15 protein-coding genes are annotated in these 17,226 nt (G+C 43.5%); 3 read left to right on the top strand and 12 right to left on the bottom strand.

Annotated features, from left to right (window positions below; genetic code table 11):
- Window positions 1–14: 14 nt before the first annotated feature.
- Window positions 15–1,676 carry a bifunctional UDP-sugar hydrolase/5'-nucleotidase UshA gene (ushA, locus tag Q4592_RS13880; protein ID WP_303514068.1) on the bottom strand — a complete coding sequence of 554 codons (1,662 nt, stop codon included), beginning with the start codon at window positions 1,674–1,676 and terminating at the stop codon, window positions 15–17.
- 237 nt (window positions 1,677–1,913) lie between these two features.
- Between ushA and hutW the strand changes: the two genes are divergently transcribed.
- Both hutW and Q4592_RS13870 read left to right on the top strand, forming a co-directional pair.
- Window positions 1,914–3,287: a heme anaerobic degradation radical SAM methyltransferase ChuW/HutW gene (gene hutW, locus Q4592_RS13875; protein WP_303514065.1), complete on the top strand. Its 1,374-nt coding sequence runs from the start codon at window positions 1,914–1,916 to the stop codon at window positions 3,285–3,287.
- A gap of 69 nt (window positions 3,288–3,356) precedes the next feature.
- The gene (locus Q4592_RS13870; RefSeq protein ID WP_303514062.1) at window positions 3,357–4,439 is read left to right on the top strand and encodes an acyltransferase; all 1,083 of its coding nucleotides are present in this window, start codon (window positions 3,357–3,359) and stop codon (window positions 4,437–4,439) included.
- Here Q4592_RS13870 and Q4592_RS13865 read toward each other — a convergent pair.
- Window positions 4,426–5,739: an O-antigen ligase gene (locus tag Q4592_RS13865; RefSeq protein WP_303514060.1), complete on the bottom strand. Its 1,314-nt coding sequence runs from the start codon at window positions 5,737–5,739 to the stop codon at window positions 4,426–4,428. The genes Q4592_RS13870 and Q4592_RS13865 overlap by 14 nt on opposite strands.
- On the opposite strand from Q4592_RS13865, the gene Q4592_RS13860 reads away from it, so the two are divergent.
- Complete coding sequence (locus tag Q4592_RS13860) at window positions 5,720–5,944, top strand: hypothetical protein (RefSeq protein WP_303514057.1); 225 nt, start codon at window positions 5,720–5,722, stop codon at window positions 5,942–5,944. The two genes, Q4592_RS13865 and Q4592_RS13860, sit on opposite strands and share 20 nt — an antisense overlap.
- Here Q4592_RS13860 and Q4592_RS13855 read toward each other — a convergent pair.
- From Q4592_RS13855 to Q4592_RS13810, 10 genes are read right to left on the bottom strand one after another with little or no spacing between them, the layout of a single operon-like run.
- Window positions 5,937–6,659 (bottom strand): tyrosine-protein phosphatase, encoded by a 723-nt coding sequence (locus Q4592_RS13855; RefSeq protein ID WP_303514056.1) that lies wholly within the window; start codon window positions 6,657–6,659, stop codon window positions 5,937–5,939. The genes Q4592_RS13860 and Q4592_RS13855 overlap by 8 nt on opposite strands.
- Window positions 6,649–7,080, bottom strand: a complete 432-nt coding sequence (locus Q4592_RS13850; RefSeq protein ID WP_303514055.1) for a hypothetical protein — start codon at window positions 7,078–7,080, stop codon at window positions 6,649–6,651. The genes Q4592_RS13855 and Q4592_RS13850 overlap by 11 nt, the downstream gene beginning before the upstream one ends.
- Window positions 7,058–7,765: a hypothetical protein gene (locus Q4592_RS13845; RefSeq protein WP_303514052.1), complete on the bottom strand. Its 708-nt coding sequence runs from the start codon at window positions 7,763–7,765 to the stop codon at window positions 7,058–7,060. Before Q4592_RS13845 ends, Q4592_RS13850 begins: the two co-directional genes overlap by 23 nt.
- Before the next feature lie 51 nt (window positions 7,766–7,816).
- Window positions 7,817–8,881, bottom strand: coding sequence for a glycosyltransferase family 4 protein (locus Q4592_RS13840; RefSeq protein WP_303514049.1), 1,065 nt, complete (start codon window positions 8,879–8,881; stop codon window positions 7,817–7,819).
- Window positions 8,878–10,092 (bottom strand): polysaccharide pyruvyl transferase family protein, encoded by a 1,215-nt coding sequence (locus tag Q4592_RS13835; RefSeq protein ID WP_303514046.1) that lies wholly within the window; start codon window positions 10,090–10,092, stop codon window positions 8,878–8,880. Before Q4592_RS13835 ends, Q4592_RS13840 begins: the two co-directional genes overlap by 4 nt.
- Complete coding sequence (locus tag Q4592_RS13830) at window positions 10,082–11,143, bottom strand: hypothetical protein (protein WP_303514044.1); 1,062 nt, start codon at window positions 11,141–11,143, stop codon at window positions 10,082–10,084. Before Q4592_RS13830 ends, Q4592_RS13835 begins: the two co-directional genes overlap by 11 nt.
- On the bottom strand, window positions 11,130–12,365 hold the full coding sequence (locus Q4592_RS13825; RefSeq protein ID WP_303514043.1) for a hypothetical protein: 1,236 nt from the start codon (window positions 12,363–12,365) through the stop codon (window positions 11,130–11,132). Before Q4592_RS13825 ends, Q4592_RS13830 begins: the two co-directional genes overlap by 14 nt.
- Entirely contained in the window at window positions 12,362–14,581 is a 2,220-nt protein-coding gene (locus Q4592_RS13820) for a polysaccharide biosynthesis tyrosine autokinase (RefSeq protein WP_303514042.1), read from the bottom strand. The genes Q4592_RS13825 and Q4592_RS13820 overlap by 4 nt, the downstream gene beginning before the upstream one ends.
- 54 nt (window positions 14,582–14,635) lie before the next feature.
- Window positions 14,636–15,211, bottom strand: coding sequence for a polysaccharide biosynthesis/export family protein (locus Q4592_RS13815; protein ID WP_201798665.1), 576 nt, complete (start codon window positions 15,209–15,211; stop codon window positions 14,636–14,638).
- Between the two features lie 25 nt (window positions 15,212–15,236).
- The gene (locus Q4592_RS13810; RefSeq protein ID WP_303514040.1) at window positions 15,237–16,646 is read right to left on the bottom strand and encodes an undecaprenyl-phosphate glucose phosphotransferase; all 1,410 of its coding nucleotides are present in this window, start codon (window positions 16,644–16,646) and stop codon (window positions 15,237–15,239) included.
- Window positions 16,647–17,226: the final 580 nt, after the last annotated feature.

Below are 17,226 nucleotides of genomic sequence, written 5' to 3'. Positions count from 1 at the left end.
TTTAAGAGTTCAAATTACTTATAGCTAATTTCACCCTTATCGTTGTAGTCAGCTGCATTCACAGGACTTTGCTGCTCTAAATAGGCTTTAAGCACTTCCGCGTCTACAAAGCCAGTATCAACAAAACCACTGTGGCCGGTAATTTTCGGGTAGCCGTCGCCACCAGAAGCGTTGAAGTTAGGAATAGTAAAACGGTAACTGGCTGCTTCGTCTAAAGGTTTACCACCAATCACTACTTCGCTTACCTTGCCAGCAACTACTTCCATACCAATCCCTGAGAATTGCGCATAAGCACCAGTATCAACCGGCATGGCAGCCACTACCGACAAATAGTCCATCACCTCACTGCCGCTCATGTCTACATAGGTAATAGTGTTTGAGAAAGGTTGTACCGTGAGTACGTCTTTATAACTTACTTCGCCTTCTTCAATTGAGGCGCGCACACCACCGGAGTTCATCACAGCGAAGTCGGCATTCACTCGCTCTTTGTGCGCGGTGGCAATAAGACGGCCTAAATTAGTTTGGCCAAAACGAACTTTATTCCGGTCCCCCACTAGGCGGCCGCTTAGCTCGGCAATGTTAACCCCCAGCTGTTCTTGGCCTTGCTCTTGGTAGGGAGTAAGTAGCGCCAGTACTTCTGGGTTTTGGGGTATTTCATCCTGCACAAATACCCGCTGTTTTTTGCCTTCTACTGTTATTTTTTTCTTTAAGTTAACCGGCACTAACTGATAACTATCGAGGGTGAATTCACCGTTCTTAAAGCTATAATCGGCGCGGCCTACGTACTTGCCCCATTCATAGGCTTGTACTATCCAGGTGCCGTTTTGTTTATCGGGTTTACATTCGTCACCCGGCTTAAAGGTTTGGGTGTACATGTTGGGGCCTTCCATGCACACAGGCTCTTGTGAATGACCACCAACAATTAAATCTAATTCACCTTCCTTAAGTGAGCGCGCCAAGCTCACGTCGCCCGGCGCATTCACCCCATGTTTAGCATTGGCGTAATGCCCCATATGAGTCACCGCAAACACCAAATCAGGTTGCTCTGTTTGATTTAGCTCTGCAATAACGTGTTTTGCTTCAAGCTTCGGATCGCGAAACTCTAAATCGGCGACATTATCTGGATGTACAAGCTTGTAAGTATCTTCGGTAGTAAATCCAATAACCGCTACTTTTACCCCTTGTAGATCAAACATGTGGTAAGGCTTAAATTTACGTTCGCCGTTAGATTTTTGGTAAATGTTAGCGGATAGAAAAGGAAAGCCTGCCCATTGTTGCTGCTTTGCTAATACTTCTAGGCTGTTATCAAATTCGTGATTTCCCAAAGCCATAGCATCGTAACCCAACATGTTCATGCCTTTAAAGTCTGGCTCTGCATCTAACAAGTCGGATTCTGGTACACCGGTATTAATATCGCCGCCCGACAGTAACAGTACGCTGCCACCTTCAGCGGCGACTTCTTCACGAATACTATCAATTAAGGTTTTACGTGCGGCTAAGCCATATTCACCGTATTTATTTTGCCAAAAACGACCATGGTGATCGTTAGTATGCAACACGGTAATCTTGTAACTTTGGTCAACCTTCCAAGTTTGTTGTGGGGCTGAGCTACAGGCTGCTAACAAGCTAGCAGCTAATAAAGTAGGGACGAGGGCAATGCCTGAATGCAAGTTCATCTTTCTTCCTTGATGATGAAGTGAATAAGCTAATCATAGTTCAACAACAATCGCTTACAACCAGTCTACGCGAACAAATAGCTAAAGCCTAAAGCCGCTAAACCATCCTTGCCAAAAGTGTTGATAGTCAAAAATTATCTAACAAAAGCGACGCAAAAAGAAGAATACTTGGTTTAGATCAAACAAACACAAATGATAATGATTTACATTTAGATTAAATAACTTTTTGAGCACACCATGTCTACTGCCATTCCTGTAAATTCTGCGCACCTGTCGGAAGCGTTAACGGGGCAAGCTAGCCCCTCCCCGTTACAATTTGCCTTCACTAAAAAAACAGGCGCTCATGCCAACCATGGCAAACGTGAAGCCTTAAGTGGTGAGCAAGCTCGTGAGCAGCTCACTACACAATTAGCCAATAAAGATGCTAGCTCTCGCCCGCGCGCTATCTATATTCATATTCCATTTTGCCGCGTTCGCTGCACCTTCTGTAGTTTTTTCCAGTACGCCAGCAACCAGCAAATGATGGATGACTACTTTACTCTGCTAGAGCAAGAGCTAATTGCTAAATCACGCTACCCATGGAGCCAAGCTAAACCGTTTGATGCGGTGTACGTAGGCGGAGGCACCCCAACCGATTTAAACCCCGAGCAGCTAAATAGACTAGGCCAGCTAATTTTCACGTACTTTCCGCTCAGCGCTAATTGCGAAATCACCTTAGAGGGCAGACTCAATAAGTTTAGCGAAGACAAGTTTCAAGCGGCGTTAGCTGGCGGCTTCACCCGTTTCTCCTTTGGTGTGCAAAGTTTTAACTCAAAAGTACGCAGAGCAGCCAAAAGATTGGATGACCGAGAATACATTCTAGAACGCTTGCAGCAACTCACCGCCTCAAATAGCGCGACCATCGCTATAGATTTGATTTATGGACTGCCACATCAAACTCCAGAGAACTGGCAGCAAGACTTACAAGATGTAATTGATAGCGGCGTACATGGTGTGGATTTATACCAATTACTCACCTTTGGCGGCAGTGGCTTACAACGCAATATTGATGCAGGCCGCGAAGCGGTGCCCTTAAGCTCTAGCGATAAAGCGTTAATGTACCAACAAGGCCACCAGTTTTTTAACCAACGAGATTTTAAGCAACTGAGTTACTGCCACTGGGCGAGTCATTCTCGCGAGCAAAGCCGTTACAACTCTTTAGTCAAACAAGGCGCAGAAATACTGCCTATTGGCGCGGGTGCTGGCGGCAATATAAACGGATATGCCCTAATGCAAACCCGCGATATTGAGGCTTGGAAAGCAGGTATCCTACAACATAACTGGGCCTTTGAGCAGTTGAGCTTACCAGCAGAAAACGCCGAGTTAAAAGCAGCGATAACCAGTGCCTGCGACAAAGGCATAATAAGCGCTAAGGTATTACCTAATGGACATGAACTCTTTACACATTGCTTACCCTTGTTTGAAGCATGGCAAAAAAATGGGCTAGTAAACAAAGAGATTAACAGTGTGAAGCTAAGCCTAGCGGGACAGTTTTGGTCGGTAAATTTAGCCAATGCAATGACCAGCTACTTACAGCAGTATCCTTTAAGAGAGTTAGCGCTTGCTGAGTAAAACATTGATGAAACTATAAACTACTGCCATGATGTTTATTCACTTTTAGAATAAACAGATAGGCAATAGATGTTTGGCACGGTAAGGACACTGTGGGCATTAATGGTGGTATTTGGTCACTTATTTTGGCTTAGCGACTTCGGTCGCTTTGCTGTATTTGGCTTTTACATTCTAAGCGGTTATTTAATGACCTACGTTATGCATAATAGCTATGGTTACAATGCCAGCGGCAGAAAACGTTTCGCACTTAATCGCTTTTTAAGGCTCTTCCCACCCTATTGGTTTGCTTGTTTAATCAGTATTGTGTTGTTGCTAGTATTTGCAACTCAAATGCCTAGTGGTGGCTTTTCTACCATTGCATTGCCGAACAATATGTTAAGTGTGTTTGGCAATATCACCATGGTATTCGCTCATTGGATCCCCCACTCCATTACACCAAGATTATCACCCGCAGCGTGGGCGCTTACCGTTGAATTGTTCTTTTATGTTGCTATCTGTTTAGGTATTTCTAAAACATTTAAACGCACCATCATATGGTTAAGCTTATCGCTGCTGTTTATCGGTTTTAGTTATGCAGCCAACTTGTATTGGCATGCTCGTTACTTCTCTATTCCAGCAGGTTCTTTGCCCTTCTCCATTGGTGCGCTTATCTATTTCATCGTTAAACTTGAAAAGGTACCGCAGGGCTTACAATGCCTATTAACACGCCCAGCCCTTATCCTGATTAGCATGGTGAGCATTTCAGCCATTGTGGCTTGGTTAATCCCTCAGGGCATTAATCCAACGCTTGTAGAGTTGATGTTTTACCTAAACATGTTGGTGAGTGCGCTGTTGGTATTGAGCTTAGCCATGGGTAACAGCATTAGTAACAAAATAAGCAAAGGCTTTGATAAGTTTGTTGGTGACTTCTCCTACCCTGTTTATTTACTTCACTACCAAGTAAGCATGGTAGCCAGTGTATTGCTGCTGGGAGAAGTCTCTAAATTTAAAGCTGCCTTTAGCCTAGAGGCTCTGCTCCTCGTTTGCTTAGGCCTAGTTGTCGTTTCACTGTTCGTAATTAAGTGCATAGACGTGCCTGTAGAAAAAATTCGCAATGCCGTTCGCCAAAATACCAGCAAGGCTTCTCCCTCTACTAAGGCTACGTTGAGCTAGGCTTTTTGGTATCGTAACCTTGTTTTGGCATATGGCTGGCAATTAACGCTAAGCTAAGTATCACAACAAAGGTTGCGGCATTGGCTGGCGCCTGCAGATTAAAATCAACACTTATGTGAATAAGCATCGCCGTTATCGCCATAAAGCACCCTAGCGCGGTGCCTTTCATTAAGGGATCGTTGCGTTTATTCAAGGTAGTTAAACAGCGATAAGCAACCCATAACACAGCCGCGCCTAACAGCAGAGTGATAGGCAGCCCTGATTCAATAGCAAATTGTAGATAGTCATTATGGGTATGATCGAAAAACGCGCTAATTGGCTGAGGTAAATAGGCCTGAAATACTGAGTAAAAACTCCCCGCTCCGCTGCCAAACACTGGGAAATCTTTAAACATATTTAACGCCCAATCAAATATGTATATTCGCCCCTCGTCTACCAGTACGGTAGAACTCAAACGCTCTCGTACCTTGCTTAAACCAAACATAGAACTCACGATTAATACGTCAATCAACAACATACTGACAATTAATACCGTAAGTGTTTTGGGTCGCTGTCGGTAAAGCAGCAAAGCCAGTACACCACCAATAAGCGTTGTGGCAAAAAACGCGCTGTTGCCCATGCGCGAGCGAGACATCACTAGGCCGATAACCATAATGATCATGCACATACGCACTAACATTTTGGGACTTAAGGCGGCGTCTAGCAGGCCAGATAACTGCACTCGCCAAGAGTTGGCAGTATTCACTTTTAAATCAGCCACAATCAACGCTAGCCCCATCATTAAGCTAAGCAATAGATAATTAGCAAAGTGATTTTTATACACATAAGAGCCCGTTGCAACGGGACCGATGTCCATGCCAAATACAGGGCTTTGTGCAGTATTGCTTAACAGCAACATCGCACCGTAGAAGGCCTGAAAAGTACCACTCACCACAATAGCAACCAGCACGGTGCGGATCCGTTTTGGCCGATTAACTAGCAATAGCGTATTTAATGCCAACAGCAAATAGCTTACTCCCTTGAGCAAACTGATTTTGGTTTGCTCAGGGTCGAGAGATAAGGGCTGTGCAGCAGCGTTAGCCGACGCATCTAGCAATACTCGGTGACGTAGCTCTGCATTATTAGGTGCTAGCCACTCTAATAAGCCAGCGGGCAGCGGTACCAACTGTAATACGGTAAACAGCTGGAACAGCGCTAAAGCCACCAGCAAGAACACACCAGGTCGTAAGTAATGCCAAGGAATGTTATGACGAAAGCAATACACTAAACCCAGGCTTTGCATGGCAATCAATAATTCCATTATTGACCAAGCCCATGGTCGATTACTGCCTAACGGTATTGGCAGCCATACCAACAAAAATATGAAACTAGCAAAAATTATCGCTTCTAATTTCGCCGACGCTACTCGCATTTCAACTACTTCCTGTATTTTGCTTGATCATAAATGTAATACGCCACTCGGTTTGGTGAGTATTCAGGTAAACGGCCAAGAGATACTTAGCTAATACCCAATATTTGAGCCGGGTTATCCCATAACAAACGCTTTGCATGCTCTTCATTGCTTAAGTGTTTTATACGTTCGAATGCTGGATTTAAGTTTGTGGTGCGCTTTTCTAAATCGTGTGCGTCGCTGGCCAAAATATGAATAGAACCTGCTTTTAATAAATTCTCGGCAATAGATTGCGCTTGTTGGCGAAACTTACCTAAGAACGAATCTGCAGTAACTTGGAACAAACAGCCGAGCTTAATCAATTGAGACAACTGATACGGATTTTTCCAGATCCCATGGTTACGTTCAGGGTGAGCGATCATCACTTGAATACTGTTCTTTTGTAACCAACGAATAAGCGTGCTGGTACCTTGTGGCACACTGCCGTGAGGAAGCTCCAGCAACAACAAAGGCTTTTGCTGATACTCTCCAATAAAGGGCAGCTTTTCTTGCATTGCCCATTGCATCACCTCTGGGCACAAATGAACCTCGGCCGCGCTGCGCAACTCTACATCAATGCCTCGTTGCGATAGCGCAATTTGTAAGGTGTTAAAGGCGGCTTCTATGGTTGCGGGGGTATTGTTATAAGTACCTGGGTGCATGTGTGGTGTGGCCACCATTACCTTAGTACCATTGGCTTGCGCCATGCTTACCATTTCAATGGCTTGCTGAAGGTTTTGCGCACCATCATCAATGCCTGGAAGAATATGGCAATGTAAATCAATGAACATTTTCACCTCCTGCAGAGCCCCGCGTAGAAGGTCGTCTTAAGAACATAACCAACACGCTGGCAGACAATAAGCCTGCGTAATTAAAGCCAAGATCACCCCAAGAAAACTGGCGATACACCGAGAATGCCTGCAAGCCTTCATCAACAGTAAATGCTAAGCACAACAGCAACACAATTGCCCGAACACCCGCAAATTTAACCGCGTAAATACGCTCACTCACCGCCATCATTAACAACGTGCTACAGGTTGAGGCCGACACAAAATGAACCACCGTATCGCCACCTAAGTAGATTTCTAAGCGTGCAAAAAAAACGCTGTAGTTACCGGAGCTTTTTAAGCCTGTAGCCACCAGCAATGCTATGCAAACGCAGCCGCAAGCAATTTGCCAAAGTCGCTGATTAAGCCTTTGCGCAAGCGGCATAATCTACTCCAGCTAATAAATATAAGGCACAAGCGCGTTGCTTAAACTGCGGTTTTAACATTGCTTGGCTAAGACCACGATGCATAAAATCATGTTGCTCAACTTTTAGTAGCGCTTCGGCCACTTGAGTACGCTGGGCGACCGTTAATTCAGGCCACAGGCTTAAACCAATTTCTAGGTAGGCAAACAAGGTAACAGGCGCGTTTTCTCCCACTTCGCGAGCCATGCCTAAGTAATGCATTGCTTCTCGGCTACCGGCTTTTCGATACAAGGCATTTTTTGCTAAATCAACATAGGTATTTGGCCAAGTTGGTCTGAGTTCAACCGAGCGCAAATAGTACTTTTGCGCTTTTAACAAGTTGTGCTTTTTAAGTATGGATTTATTGGCTGTTTCAGAGGCTAAAACTAGTTTGAAAAAATTGTTCCATTCTACTTGTTTAGCCGCCAGTACTTGGTAGTGAGGATGAGTATTTTGCCACGCTAACATGTCGTGGGTAACTTGTTCTGCAACGTCTAGATTATTCGCGGTAAGTTGTGAGCTTAGATTTTGTTGCCAGCGTTTATGCCAAGCATCAACGGCATAACTATTGGCATTGGCTAAACCATATTGCACCGACACCACCGCTACCCACAGTGACACCAGCAGCACACCTAACAAACACAATTTGTCTCTAACTTGCGCCATTGCTACCTTCTCTTTGGTTTACCGCTTTCGGCTATTACATGCATCACGGCTTTACTCTGCTGCGTACAAATCACTCAGTTGGGTGTTTAAGCGCTTCGCTTCAAAGCGACTAACAAATACCTCTCGGCATTGTTGAGACATCGCCTCAAGCGTTTCACGATTAAGCTTGCAAATCACTTTGGCTAAGGCATCGCTGTTACTGTTTTCAAATACATAACCGGTACTACCTTCGGTGACTAAACTAGGTAAAGCTCCTGCATCACTCACCACTACCGGCAAGCCTTGGCGAAAGGCTTCAATCACAACTAAACCAAACCCTTCCCAGCGCGACGGCACTACTAAGGCATCCACCGAGGCGTATAAATCGCGAAGCTGTTCTTGGCTACACCAACCATGCTGCACCACTCGGCCATCAGACAGGTTAAGCTGCTGATTAGACACCACACTCGCTCCCGCAATATGCAATTCAACCTCACTATCTACATCAGCGATTGCGTCAATTAGCAGATCAACGCCTTTTTGTTTATCTAGTCGCCCCACAAACAACAGCTTTAACATGCCTTGCTTAGTGGTGCTTTTCTTGGCAAGTTCTAAGTCATTGAGGGCGTTTTCAAACACCACCATTTTGTGCTCAGGAATACTTTGTTGCAGTGCGCTTTGATAGTCATGATGAGAAATATTGATGACAGAGCTGACTCGGTAAGCCAGTACTTTTTCAATCAAAGAAAAAACTTTAGCTTTAACGCCGGTATAACCGTCGAAGCACCAACCATGGGGGCAATACACTACCTTGCGCTGATTGCGCTTTGAGATTAAGCCCGGTATACGGCACACCACACCCGCAAACGTACTGTGAATATGAATCACATCGGGGTTAAAATCGATAACGGCTTGTTTGAACAATTTAGCCAAATTAGCACACGAACCTAGGCTGCGGCTTGGTCGTTCAAAGCTTTGATAGTAAGCCTTTAACGGCGCATCTTCGGCAATGTGCTGTTTAGGCGCAATAACTTGAATATTCTCCGAACCATAACGCTCGACTTGGTAGGGAATAATAGTATTGAGGTAGGTTTCCACTCCGCCAACCAGAGTCTCGGTAACATGTAGTATCTTCATGATAACTGGCTCTCTGCTTGGTATTTGTCTAGGCGTTGCAACATATCTCGAAATTCAACATCCCACGCACTTACTATTTTATGGCGAGCTTGAACAACCTGTTCCTTAAGTTCACTCATATCCGCTAGCTGTATTTGCTCGGCATGTTGCTTCATCCCTTCTGTGGAAAAATCAAACAACATACTAGTGGGCAGCTTAGCAGCAGCAACAAACGAGCTCACTTTACTGTCCCAGCTCATCACCGTAAAAGGCACCGAAAACGAGAATGCGCTAATGGCAGAATGTAAACGGGTGGCAAATACACATTGCGCTTGGCTAACCACAGAGACTAAATCTTCTACCTTCTCGGTATTCACCACTTTGGCATCAGCAAGCTGCGCAGCAATGTGGATCATGTATTGCTCGTCTTCCTGCGCGCCGTTGGTATATAACACCGGTACTAATCCCGCCGCTTTAACCTTATCTACAGTCGTCTTCAACCACTGCAAATAGCTCTGTTCGCTAAAATTTACATCGTGATCAGAGTTCACCATTAACACCGTGGGATTCACAATATTAATGGCCGCATACGGTGTTGAAGAGAGTTCAGAGCGCGCTAAATCACTATAAGTGAGGTTTAAGTTGACTGCGGGGTCTATGCTCACTACCACTTTGCTTGCCAGTTCAGCACCAAATAGCTGCTCTATGTTGGCTTTGCTAGCGGCGTCTCTCACCGAGATATAACGGCATTTTTTGGCGCTAAACAGCTTTTGAAACAACCAACGCCCTAAACTCGACATGCGCTTAGCCACGCCGACATAGACCACGGCGTAATCAGTATTTGAGAAGTAGCAAAACAGCGATAAAAAATACAACTTTAACGGAAAGTTTAAATACACATCGCTAATCAAATTACCGCCACCAATCAATACTACATCGGCCGCTTTAATTTTTGCCATCCATACGCGGTAGTTTTTTAGTGCCACCAGCATGCCATTCAAAGGAATAAATACTTGTCTTACCCATTCAAAACGACTTTTTAAAATCTTATCTTTAATCGCATTTTGCGATGCGCTGCGCGCGAAGTCGTGTCGCCCAGCAATATCTAGGGCGTCACTTGAAATGTCATAATTGCCTAGCTTCCATGCTAAAGAATGATGAATGAGCGCATCACCATAATTGTCACTGTAAGGCACAGCCGCAATCAGGTAATGGTTATCCTTATTGGTCATCTAAGACTCCTTGTCGTGAACTTCCAAACAATAATGAATAGCTAGGAAGCAGATAAATTGCTGCTGATAAGATATGCCTGAAATAACTTCCTTGGTCTGGTTCAAACAACAACAGCACAAACATATGAGAACAAAATAAGGTCAGTAGTAAATCGCCCTGTTTGCGTTTAAGCATTTGGCCGCAAATGACTATCACGCCAACACTGAACAACAATAACAACAGTTGGTTTAAGCCTTGGGCAAATAGCAGAGGTAAGCTAAGTTGCAATAAAGCCCAGCCAAAATTGATAATAAAAGGGATCCCGCGGGCAACGTCAACCAAGTTATCAAAAGCGGTCACATTGAAACTGCCTTCCAACTTTGCGTAGTTATTGGAAATGTCTCGTTGCCCTTGAGACATTTGATAAAAGGCATCGGGAAGCAAAAACGCTAAACACACAAAAAATGCTAAAAAGTACCAAACGGGTTTAAAACTGGCTAATTGGAAGGCGGTACGGTTAAGGCTATTGCGTATTGGAAATCCCTTATCACTAAAATATTGAATCACATAACCCGCAGCAAACACGCCTAAGATTAAAAAGTAGTAAGAACGCACTTGCACTGCATAAGCAATGTAAAACACGACTACGCTAACCAGAAAAGCTTTTCGACTAAAATAGGTGGAGTAGAAAACCACTAAACATAGCGCCATAACTATGGTTTCTTTAGCTGGCCAGATAACATTAAGCAGCATACTTGGTAGGGTAAATAAGCTAACAATAAAAAAGTCTTTCAGTGTGACAACAAACTTTGAAATCACCAATATCCATAAAAAGCCGATTATCGCTGTAGAGGCCACTGCACTTTCTCTACCAAGAAAATAAAGCAGTTCACGAGTAGCCTGAAAGGAGCCGTCCAATTCAAAGAAAACAAAACGACCTTCGATTTTCATCGCGTCGTAGCCCCACTTCCAGGGCAAAAAGTCTTTACCAACAGTCATCAAAAACAGCAGCATTAGCGACCAAAACAGTAAGTAGCAAACACCCAGCTTGGTGCGTCTAAATTCGAGCATAAGACCCGCCCGAAGACTGCTTATCGGCATACGTTAACGAGACTAACCAAGTGGCTAAATAACAAACCGCTAAGCCCAGCACTCCAGCAGAGAAATTAAGTGAAACAGCCGAACACACCAAGCACACCAACAGAGTAAGCAAACAGTTTGTGTAAACCTGCTTATCAGCGGAGAACTTGACGAAAATATGATAAACCGGGCCGAAATAAAGTCGCACGCAAGCGGCTAGTGCAAATAGCCCCCATACCAAAATTGTTGACCCAGCCAACTCTGAAAACTGAAAAAGTATCAGTACAGCAAGCGCCGATACAGCCAATCCTGCAACGCTTAAAAACACCCCGTCTTTACGTACTTTTAAATAGCTTTTCTTAATGTCTTTAGAGGCGAGAATTTCAGGAACCTGCACACTGTTGCGTATTGCTAAGATAAAAACGAACAGCTGAAAAATTCGCCCTCCCCATGCAATCACCCCAGTGTCGTATTCGCTTAAGGTGTAACCACTGATTAAAATGATGCCCCAAAACAATACGTATTCACTTAAAGTGAACGCTAGAAACTTGGAGTCTTGTTTAAGTTGCTGACCCAAAGTGCCCTTTGGCTGCGGGTCGTGTTGCTTAAAACCTTGTAGCAATTTGCTTAGCCCAAAAATAGCGAACAAAACAAAATACGCCATTAAGCACACGCTAAGAACAACAAACACATTGCTTTGTTTAAACCACAGTGCCGCAAGTAAGAAGATGAGCGAGCTAAACACAAAAAACACGCCAGCTTCAAACAGGTAAGAACGGTAGAACTCTTTAATCACTCGATGTGATAAAGACACCATTTGAACAATAGAAAAGCCTGCTATATATAAAAAGCAGAACAACATCACTTCGGGTTGCTCAAAGCTCAAGGGAACAATAATCACCGACAGAATTAAACTTAGTACCAATGACAAACGGCACTTTTCAAATAAGACTCTTGACGCTTTTAACGTTTCCCCTTGGGTCGAGAGGTCAAAATACTGACCAAAGAAAGAATACTCAGAGCCATAACGTCCAATAACTAAAATCAGGTTAGCGATAGAAATAGCAAAAGATACCTTGCCAAAACTGTCCATGCCGTAGAGCCAAGTAATCACCGACGAAAACAAGATTAAGCCTGTTGCACTAAAGGCGCGCAGCAAGGTAATACTGCCAAAGCGTTTCACTAAGGACTCTATTCGCTTAAAGCCATTCATGCAGTAGTACCGTATTCGCGGTAATAGCCGTAGCGGGTTTCATGTTTTGGATTAACCCGATTAAGGATAACGCCATCAACCACCACGTTGTGGCTAATCAGCTGCGACAATGTATGCTCAATTTGGCTTACTTTGGTACGGCCAGCATTCACCACAACAATGCTAGATTTGGTAATTTGCCCCACAATTAAGGCGTCACTCACCGCGGCAATGGGCGGGGTATCGATAATGATTTTGTCGTAATGTTGGCTGAGATCATCAATCAGAGCTTTAAACTTGGCCCCGGCTAACAACTCCTGCGGATTAGCGGTTTGCATGCCGGCCGGTAATAAATCTAAGCCAGATCGCTCGTGATGCACAATACAATCATCCAGCTCAGCTTCCATCACCAACAAGTTACTTAAACCAGGATGGGCACGGTTTAAATTAAAGCGCTCACCTAACGAAGGCTTACGTAAATCACAATCAATGAGCAGGGTTTTTTCCATACCCGCCATTGCTACGGCCAAGTTTAATGCGGTGGTTGTTTTACCTTCATTAGGTACCGATGAGGTAATCGACAACAACTTACGTTGCTGACTCATCATGCTAAGCATGACTGAAGTTCGAATGCTTCTCACTGCCTCACTAAAGTTGATTTGCTTCTCGTCGAAGAACTGCTCTAAAGGCAAGGTGTCTTTATTAAAACGAGAACCTTTAACTAAAGGAATGACGCCTAATGGGGTTAAGCGTAATTTATCTTCGATACCTGAGGCACTTTCAATAGTGTTGTTTAAAGACTGGCCTAACAAGGCCAAAACGATGGCCAACATCATCCCCATCACCGAGGCCAACAAAATAATAATGCCTTTTTTAGGTTTTGCTGGAAATAATGGGGTAACGGCACGGTCAGCAAAGCGGGCAACCGCGGCTTGAAAGTCACTGGTCGCGCTGGTTTCTTTTTGTCGAGTAACAAACAAATCATAAAGATTTTGGTTACTATCCACTTCGCGCTTTAAGGCATTGTAGGTTGCACGCTTTAAAGCAATGTCTTGAAATTCTGCTTTCTTGTTTTCCATTTCGCTGCGAATCGCATTTTCTTGGCTTCGCGCACTACGGAGTTCTTTTTCTACGCCAGATGCTAATACCCTTAATAATACTTCAGAGCGATTTTTAACAGAGGCTAACTGGGCTTGAGCGCGGATCATTTTATCGTGCTTGGGTCCGTAACGCTTACTCAGTTCAGACACTAAACGTTCGGCTTCAATTTGCGCTAAACGTATATCACGTAACTGCGGATGATTAGAAATAGCGGTAACCGACGACAACTCAGAAATAGCAGTATTTTTGTTATCTTGTAATAGGTAATAGATTGATTCAGAAGCGGTACGACGGTCTTGAGCGTCAGCTAGTCGACGACTTAAATTACCCAACTCAGAGCTGGCTAAACTGTCGATTCCGCTAACATCAACTAATTGCTCTCTTTGTAAAAACTCACTTAAGCGCCCTTGTGATTGAATAACCGCCGCTTGCAATACGCCAATCCTATCAGCCAGCCAGTTCGTCGCCTCTTGGTTAGCGATAATACGGCTTTCGCGATTGCTGTTAATGTAAGTTTCGCCCACTGCATTGGCTATTTTGGCCGCTAACTTAGGGTCTTGAGAGTCAAAACTAATATTAACCAGTTGGGTTTTTTTAACCGGGTTAATATGGAGGTTATCGCGAAATGTTTTCATTACCTTTTGGCGAGCAATTTCTTGCTGTTGCTCTAAATTTGGAAGTTCATCCACTGGCATAAAACTTTGGATTAATGGCACAGATTGTAAGATGGCTTTTACACCACCAAGGCTTAAACCTTTTCCGTCGTTTTCACCATTAAACTCCGGATTATCATAGAGTTTAAACTCATCAATAACTCGCTGAGCAATACTGCGCGATTTAAGGAGCTCAAACTGCGTTAAATAGTATTCTTGTTTTGACGTATCAATACCAATCACATCATCGATAGATACTGCTTTTCGTTGCTCTGCCTCAATCAGCAGTACAGCAGTTGCTTGATAGGTAGGTTTAATGGCAAATACCACTAATATCGCCAGCAAAACGCTAATGAAAGTAAACCCAATAATCATTAACCAACGCGACTTTAATATCACAAGGTATTGCATCACATTGATAAACTCATCATCGTTTCGATTGTTGCCACGAAATGTCGATGCACCATTCACTGCTGTTGTCATTAACTACCTACTTCCCTGTTGGTAAAACCGTCTAAAATATTTAACTGACCGAGCTTAGAAAAAGCTCGCCTTCACCACGATAATATCGCCGGGTGTGATTTTGTGTTTCAACGCGGCTTTAACCAAATCATTATCACCATCACCCGGTGTAATATTGATGTTGGTTTTAGATGCTCGCTCGGTAAAGCCTCCCGCTAAAGCGATCGCTTTTTCTACCGTTAGCCCTGGTTGGTAAGCGTAACCACCAGGGTGCTCCACCTCACCATTAATAAAAATCTGACGATAACCAATAATGTTAACGGCCACCTTGGGATTAATAAGGTAATCCCCAAGCAAACCGCGCTCGATACTCTCTTTAAGCTGCTGAGCAGTAAGATTATTTACCGGAATACGGCCTAAATAGGGGTAATCGATTTTGCCACTGTTGGTCACCAGTAACTCCATCGACAAGTCGCTCTCGCCGTAAACCACAATCTGTATGCGATCGCCAGCGCCCAAGCGGTAGCTCAGATCTAAGTCATCGGCACTAACAGGAGAGCTAAGCACCAGTAAACCTAACACTATGCTTAACCAGCTTTGCCACTTATGAGTGGCCAGCTTAACCGACGCCAACAAACGTTCCCTATTCATCAAAACTCCTTGTACAAGCTTGTTTCTAGTAAGCTGTTTTGCCTACAAAACCTTTAAAAATGGTGAGAAAAACAATTTTAATATCCATCCACAATGTCCAAACACGAATGTACTCCAAATCGTATTGAACCCGTTTTTCCATTTTTTCTAAGGTATCTGTTTCACCACGATAACCGTTTATTTGCGCCCAACCGGTAATACCAGGCTTCACTTTATGACGTAGCATGTAACGATTTACAATTTGGCGATATTCTTCGTTATGCGATACCGCATGTGGACGAGGCCCAACAATAGACATGCTCCCCATCAGTACGTTGAAGAACTGAGGCAATTCATCTAAAGAAGTACGGCGAATAAACGCACCAAATTTAGTAACTCTGGGGTCGTTTTTAGTGGCTTGTTTAACCACCGCGCCGTTATCTTGGGTGCTCATAGAACGAAACTTCCAAACTCGAATTCTTTTGCCATCTAAGCCATAGCGGTCTTGCTTAAACAAAATGGGGCCAGGAGATGAACGCTTAACCCCAATGGCTACCGCTAACAGTAATGGGCTAATTAACATGATAATAATGGAAGCAAGCACGATATCTTGGATCCGCTTAACTAACATACTGCCGCCTCTAAACGGGCTATCAAAAACACTAATGGTTTGAATATCGCCCAGAGAACTCCAACGCGAATGCAGTAAGTTGTAAGTAAAGAAATCAGGAACAATGAAAGTGGTGGTAGTAGTATCTGAGAGCTGCTGTAAATACTTAGTAATCCGCTCTTTTGCATGCATAGGCAGAGCGATATAGACATGATCAACTTCGCCACGCTTAGCCATATCTAATACGGTGTCGACTTTAGCAATAGGGCCAATAAAGCCAGAGTCTTCTAGTCTAGATTTATCACGGTCATCAAAGAAACCAACAAACTGAATACCCAGTTCATCGCTGTTTTCAAAGGTTTCTTTAAGTTGAATACCGTTAGGGGAAACACCAATAATGGCAGCGCGCCTTGTGTTGTAACCAAAACGGCGTAACACCGCTAAGCTTTCTCGAAACACTAGACGCGACAAAATCAGCAACATAGGTGTAATCAACACCCAGGAACCAACCACAACACGAGAATAAGTAGCAGATACTTTGAGGAAATAATTAACTGCAAACAATAACGCTATGCTTACAATCCAAACCCACAAGCTAACCATCGCTTGCTCTTTGAGTGAAGCAACTCGCCATGAGCGATAAAGATTAAACGACTCAGCAACCACCAGATAGATGGCTGAAAGTCCAACCCCCATCAGTTGAAAGGCAAATTCGTAACTGCCATTTTTGAGCCAAGATAAACCTGCCAGAGCGGCAATAATAAGAAAAACATCTGAGATTCGATAAACGACAGCGAGTTCAAATTCATTAGATCGAACGACACCATTTTGGTTCTGCATATCCATTTGCATACCTCTAAATCAAGCTGAAAATCCATGTTGTGCTTGTATATCTGTGTCTCAAATGGGTCGTTACTAAATTCAAGCTTGGCATTTTCTGCTCTTTAGCTGAACTCTTCATACAGGTCAAAACGAAGCAGACCTAAATCACAAAACTTAAAAACAACACAGACTTTAAGGTGATCGAGATCTCAAAAAAAATAACTAAGAAATCCATTTATAGGTATCTGTATTGTATTTGTCAACAAAAAATATAAAGCACAACAACATTTTTTTAGCCATTATTTGACTAATAGTTTATGTGCCACACACCTTATAATTGATAAATTTAATTTTTATGACCATAACATGTCAAGAATATGAATGTCACCAATATGGCGTAAAAAAATATGTTTGAAACTGTAAAGATAGGCGGAAGAAATAGCTTTAATTTCAGGAGGTTAAAATCGGGAAATGTTTTTATACTGTTTTAAACGAAAAAAGCCACGCAATAGCGTGGCTTTTTAAAAATGGCGGAGGAGGAGAGATTTGAACTCTCGAAGGGCTATTAACCCTTGCCGGTTTTCAAGACCGGTGCATTCGACCA

The organism is Agarivorans sp. 1_MG-2023 (assembly GCF_030548385.1).
In the GTDB taxonomy this organism is placed as follows: domain Bacteria; phylum Pseudomonadota; class Gammaproteobacteria; order Enterobacterales; family Celerinatantimonadaceae; genus Agarivorans.
The sequence above is the reverse complement of the archived record's forward strand: the minus strand, read 5'-3'. Positions and strand labels throughout refer to the sequence as shown.

Coding starts and splice junctions, on each gene's coding strand:
- ushA (WP_303514068.1), bottom strand. CDS start 1,676: ATGAACTTGCATTCAGGCATTGCCCTCGTCCCTACTTTATTAGCTGCT.
- hutW (WP_303514065.1), top strand. CDS start 1,914: ATGTCTACTGCCATTCCTGTAAATTCTGCGCACCTGTCGGAAGCGTTA.
- Q4592_RS13870 (WP_303514062.1), top strand. CDS start 3,357: ATGTTTGGCACGGTAAGGACACTGTGGGCATTAATGGTGGTATTTGGT.
- Q4592_RS13860 (WP_303514057.1), top strand. CDS start 5,720: ATGGCAATCAATAATTCCATTATTGACCAAGCCCATGGTCGATTACTG.
- Q4592_RS13865 (WP_303514060.1), bottom strand. CDS start 5,739: ATGGAATTATTGATTGCCATGCAAAGCCTGGGTTTAGTGTATTGCTTT.
- Q4592_RS13855 (WP_303514056.1), bottom strand. CDS start 6,659: ATGTTCATTGATTTACATTGCCATATTCTTCCAGGCATTGATGATGGT.
- Q4592_RS13850 (WP_303514055.1), bottom strand. CDS start 7,080: ATGCCGCTTGCGCAAAGGCTTAATCAGCGACTTTGGCAAATTGCTTGC.
- Q4592_RS13845 (WP_303514052.1), bottom strand. CDS start 7,765: ATGGCGCAAGTTAGAGACAAATTGTGTTTGTTAGGTGTGCTGCTGGTG.
- Q4592_RS13840 (WP_303514049.1), bottom strand. CDS start 8,881: ATGAAGATACTACATGTTACCGAGACTCTGGTTGGCGGAGTGGAAACC.
- Q4592_RS13835 (WP_303514046.1), bottom strand. CDS start 10,092: ATGACCAATAAGGATAACCATTACCTGATTGCGGCTGTGCCTTACAGT.
- Q4592_RS13830 (WP_303514044.1), bottom strand. CDS start 11,143: ATGCTCGAATTTAGACGCACCAAGCTGGGTGTTTGCTACTTACTGTTT.
- Q4592_RS13825 (WP_303514043.1), bottom strand. CDS start 12,365: ATGAATGGCTTTAAGCGAATAGAGTCCTTAGTGAAACGCTTTGGCAGT.
- Q4592_RS13820 (WP_303514042.1), bottom strand. CDS start 14,581: ATGACAACAGCAGTGAATGGTGCATCGACATTTCGTGGCAACAATCGA.
- Q4592_RS13815 (WP_201798665.1), bottom strand. CDS start 15,211: ATGAATAGGGAACGTTTGTTGGCGTCGGTTAAGCTGGCCACTCATAAG.
- Q4592_RS13810 (WP_303514040.1), bottom strand. CDS start 16,646: ATGGATATGCAGAACCAAAATGGTGTCGTTCGATCTAATGAATTTGAA.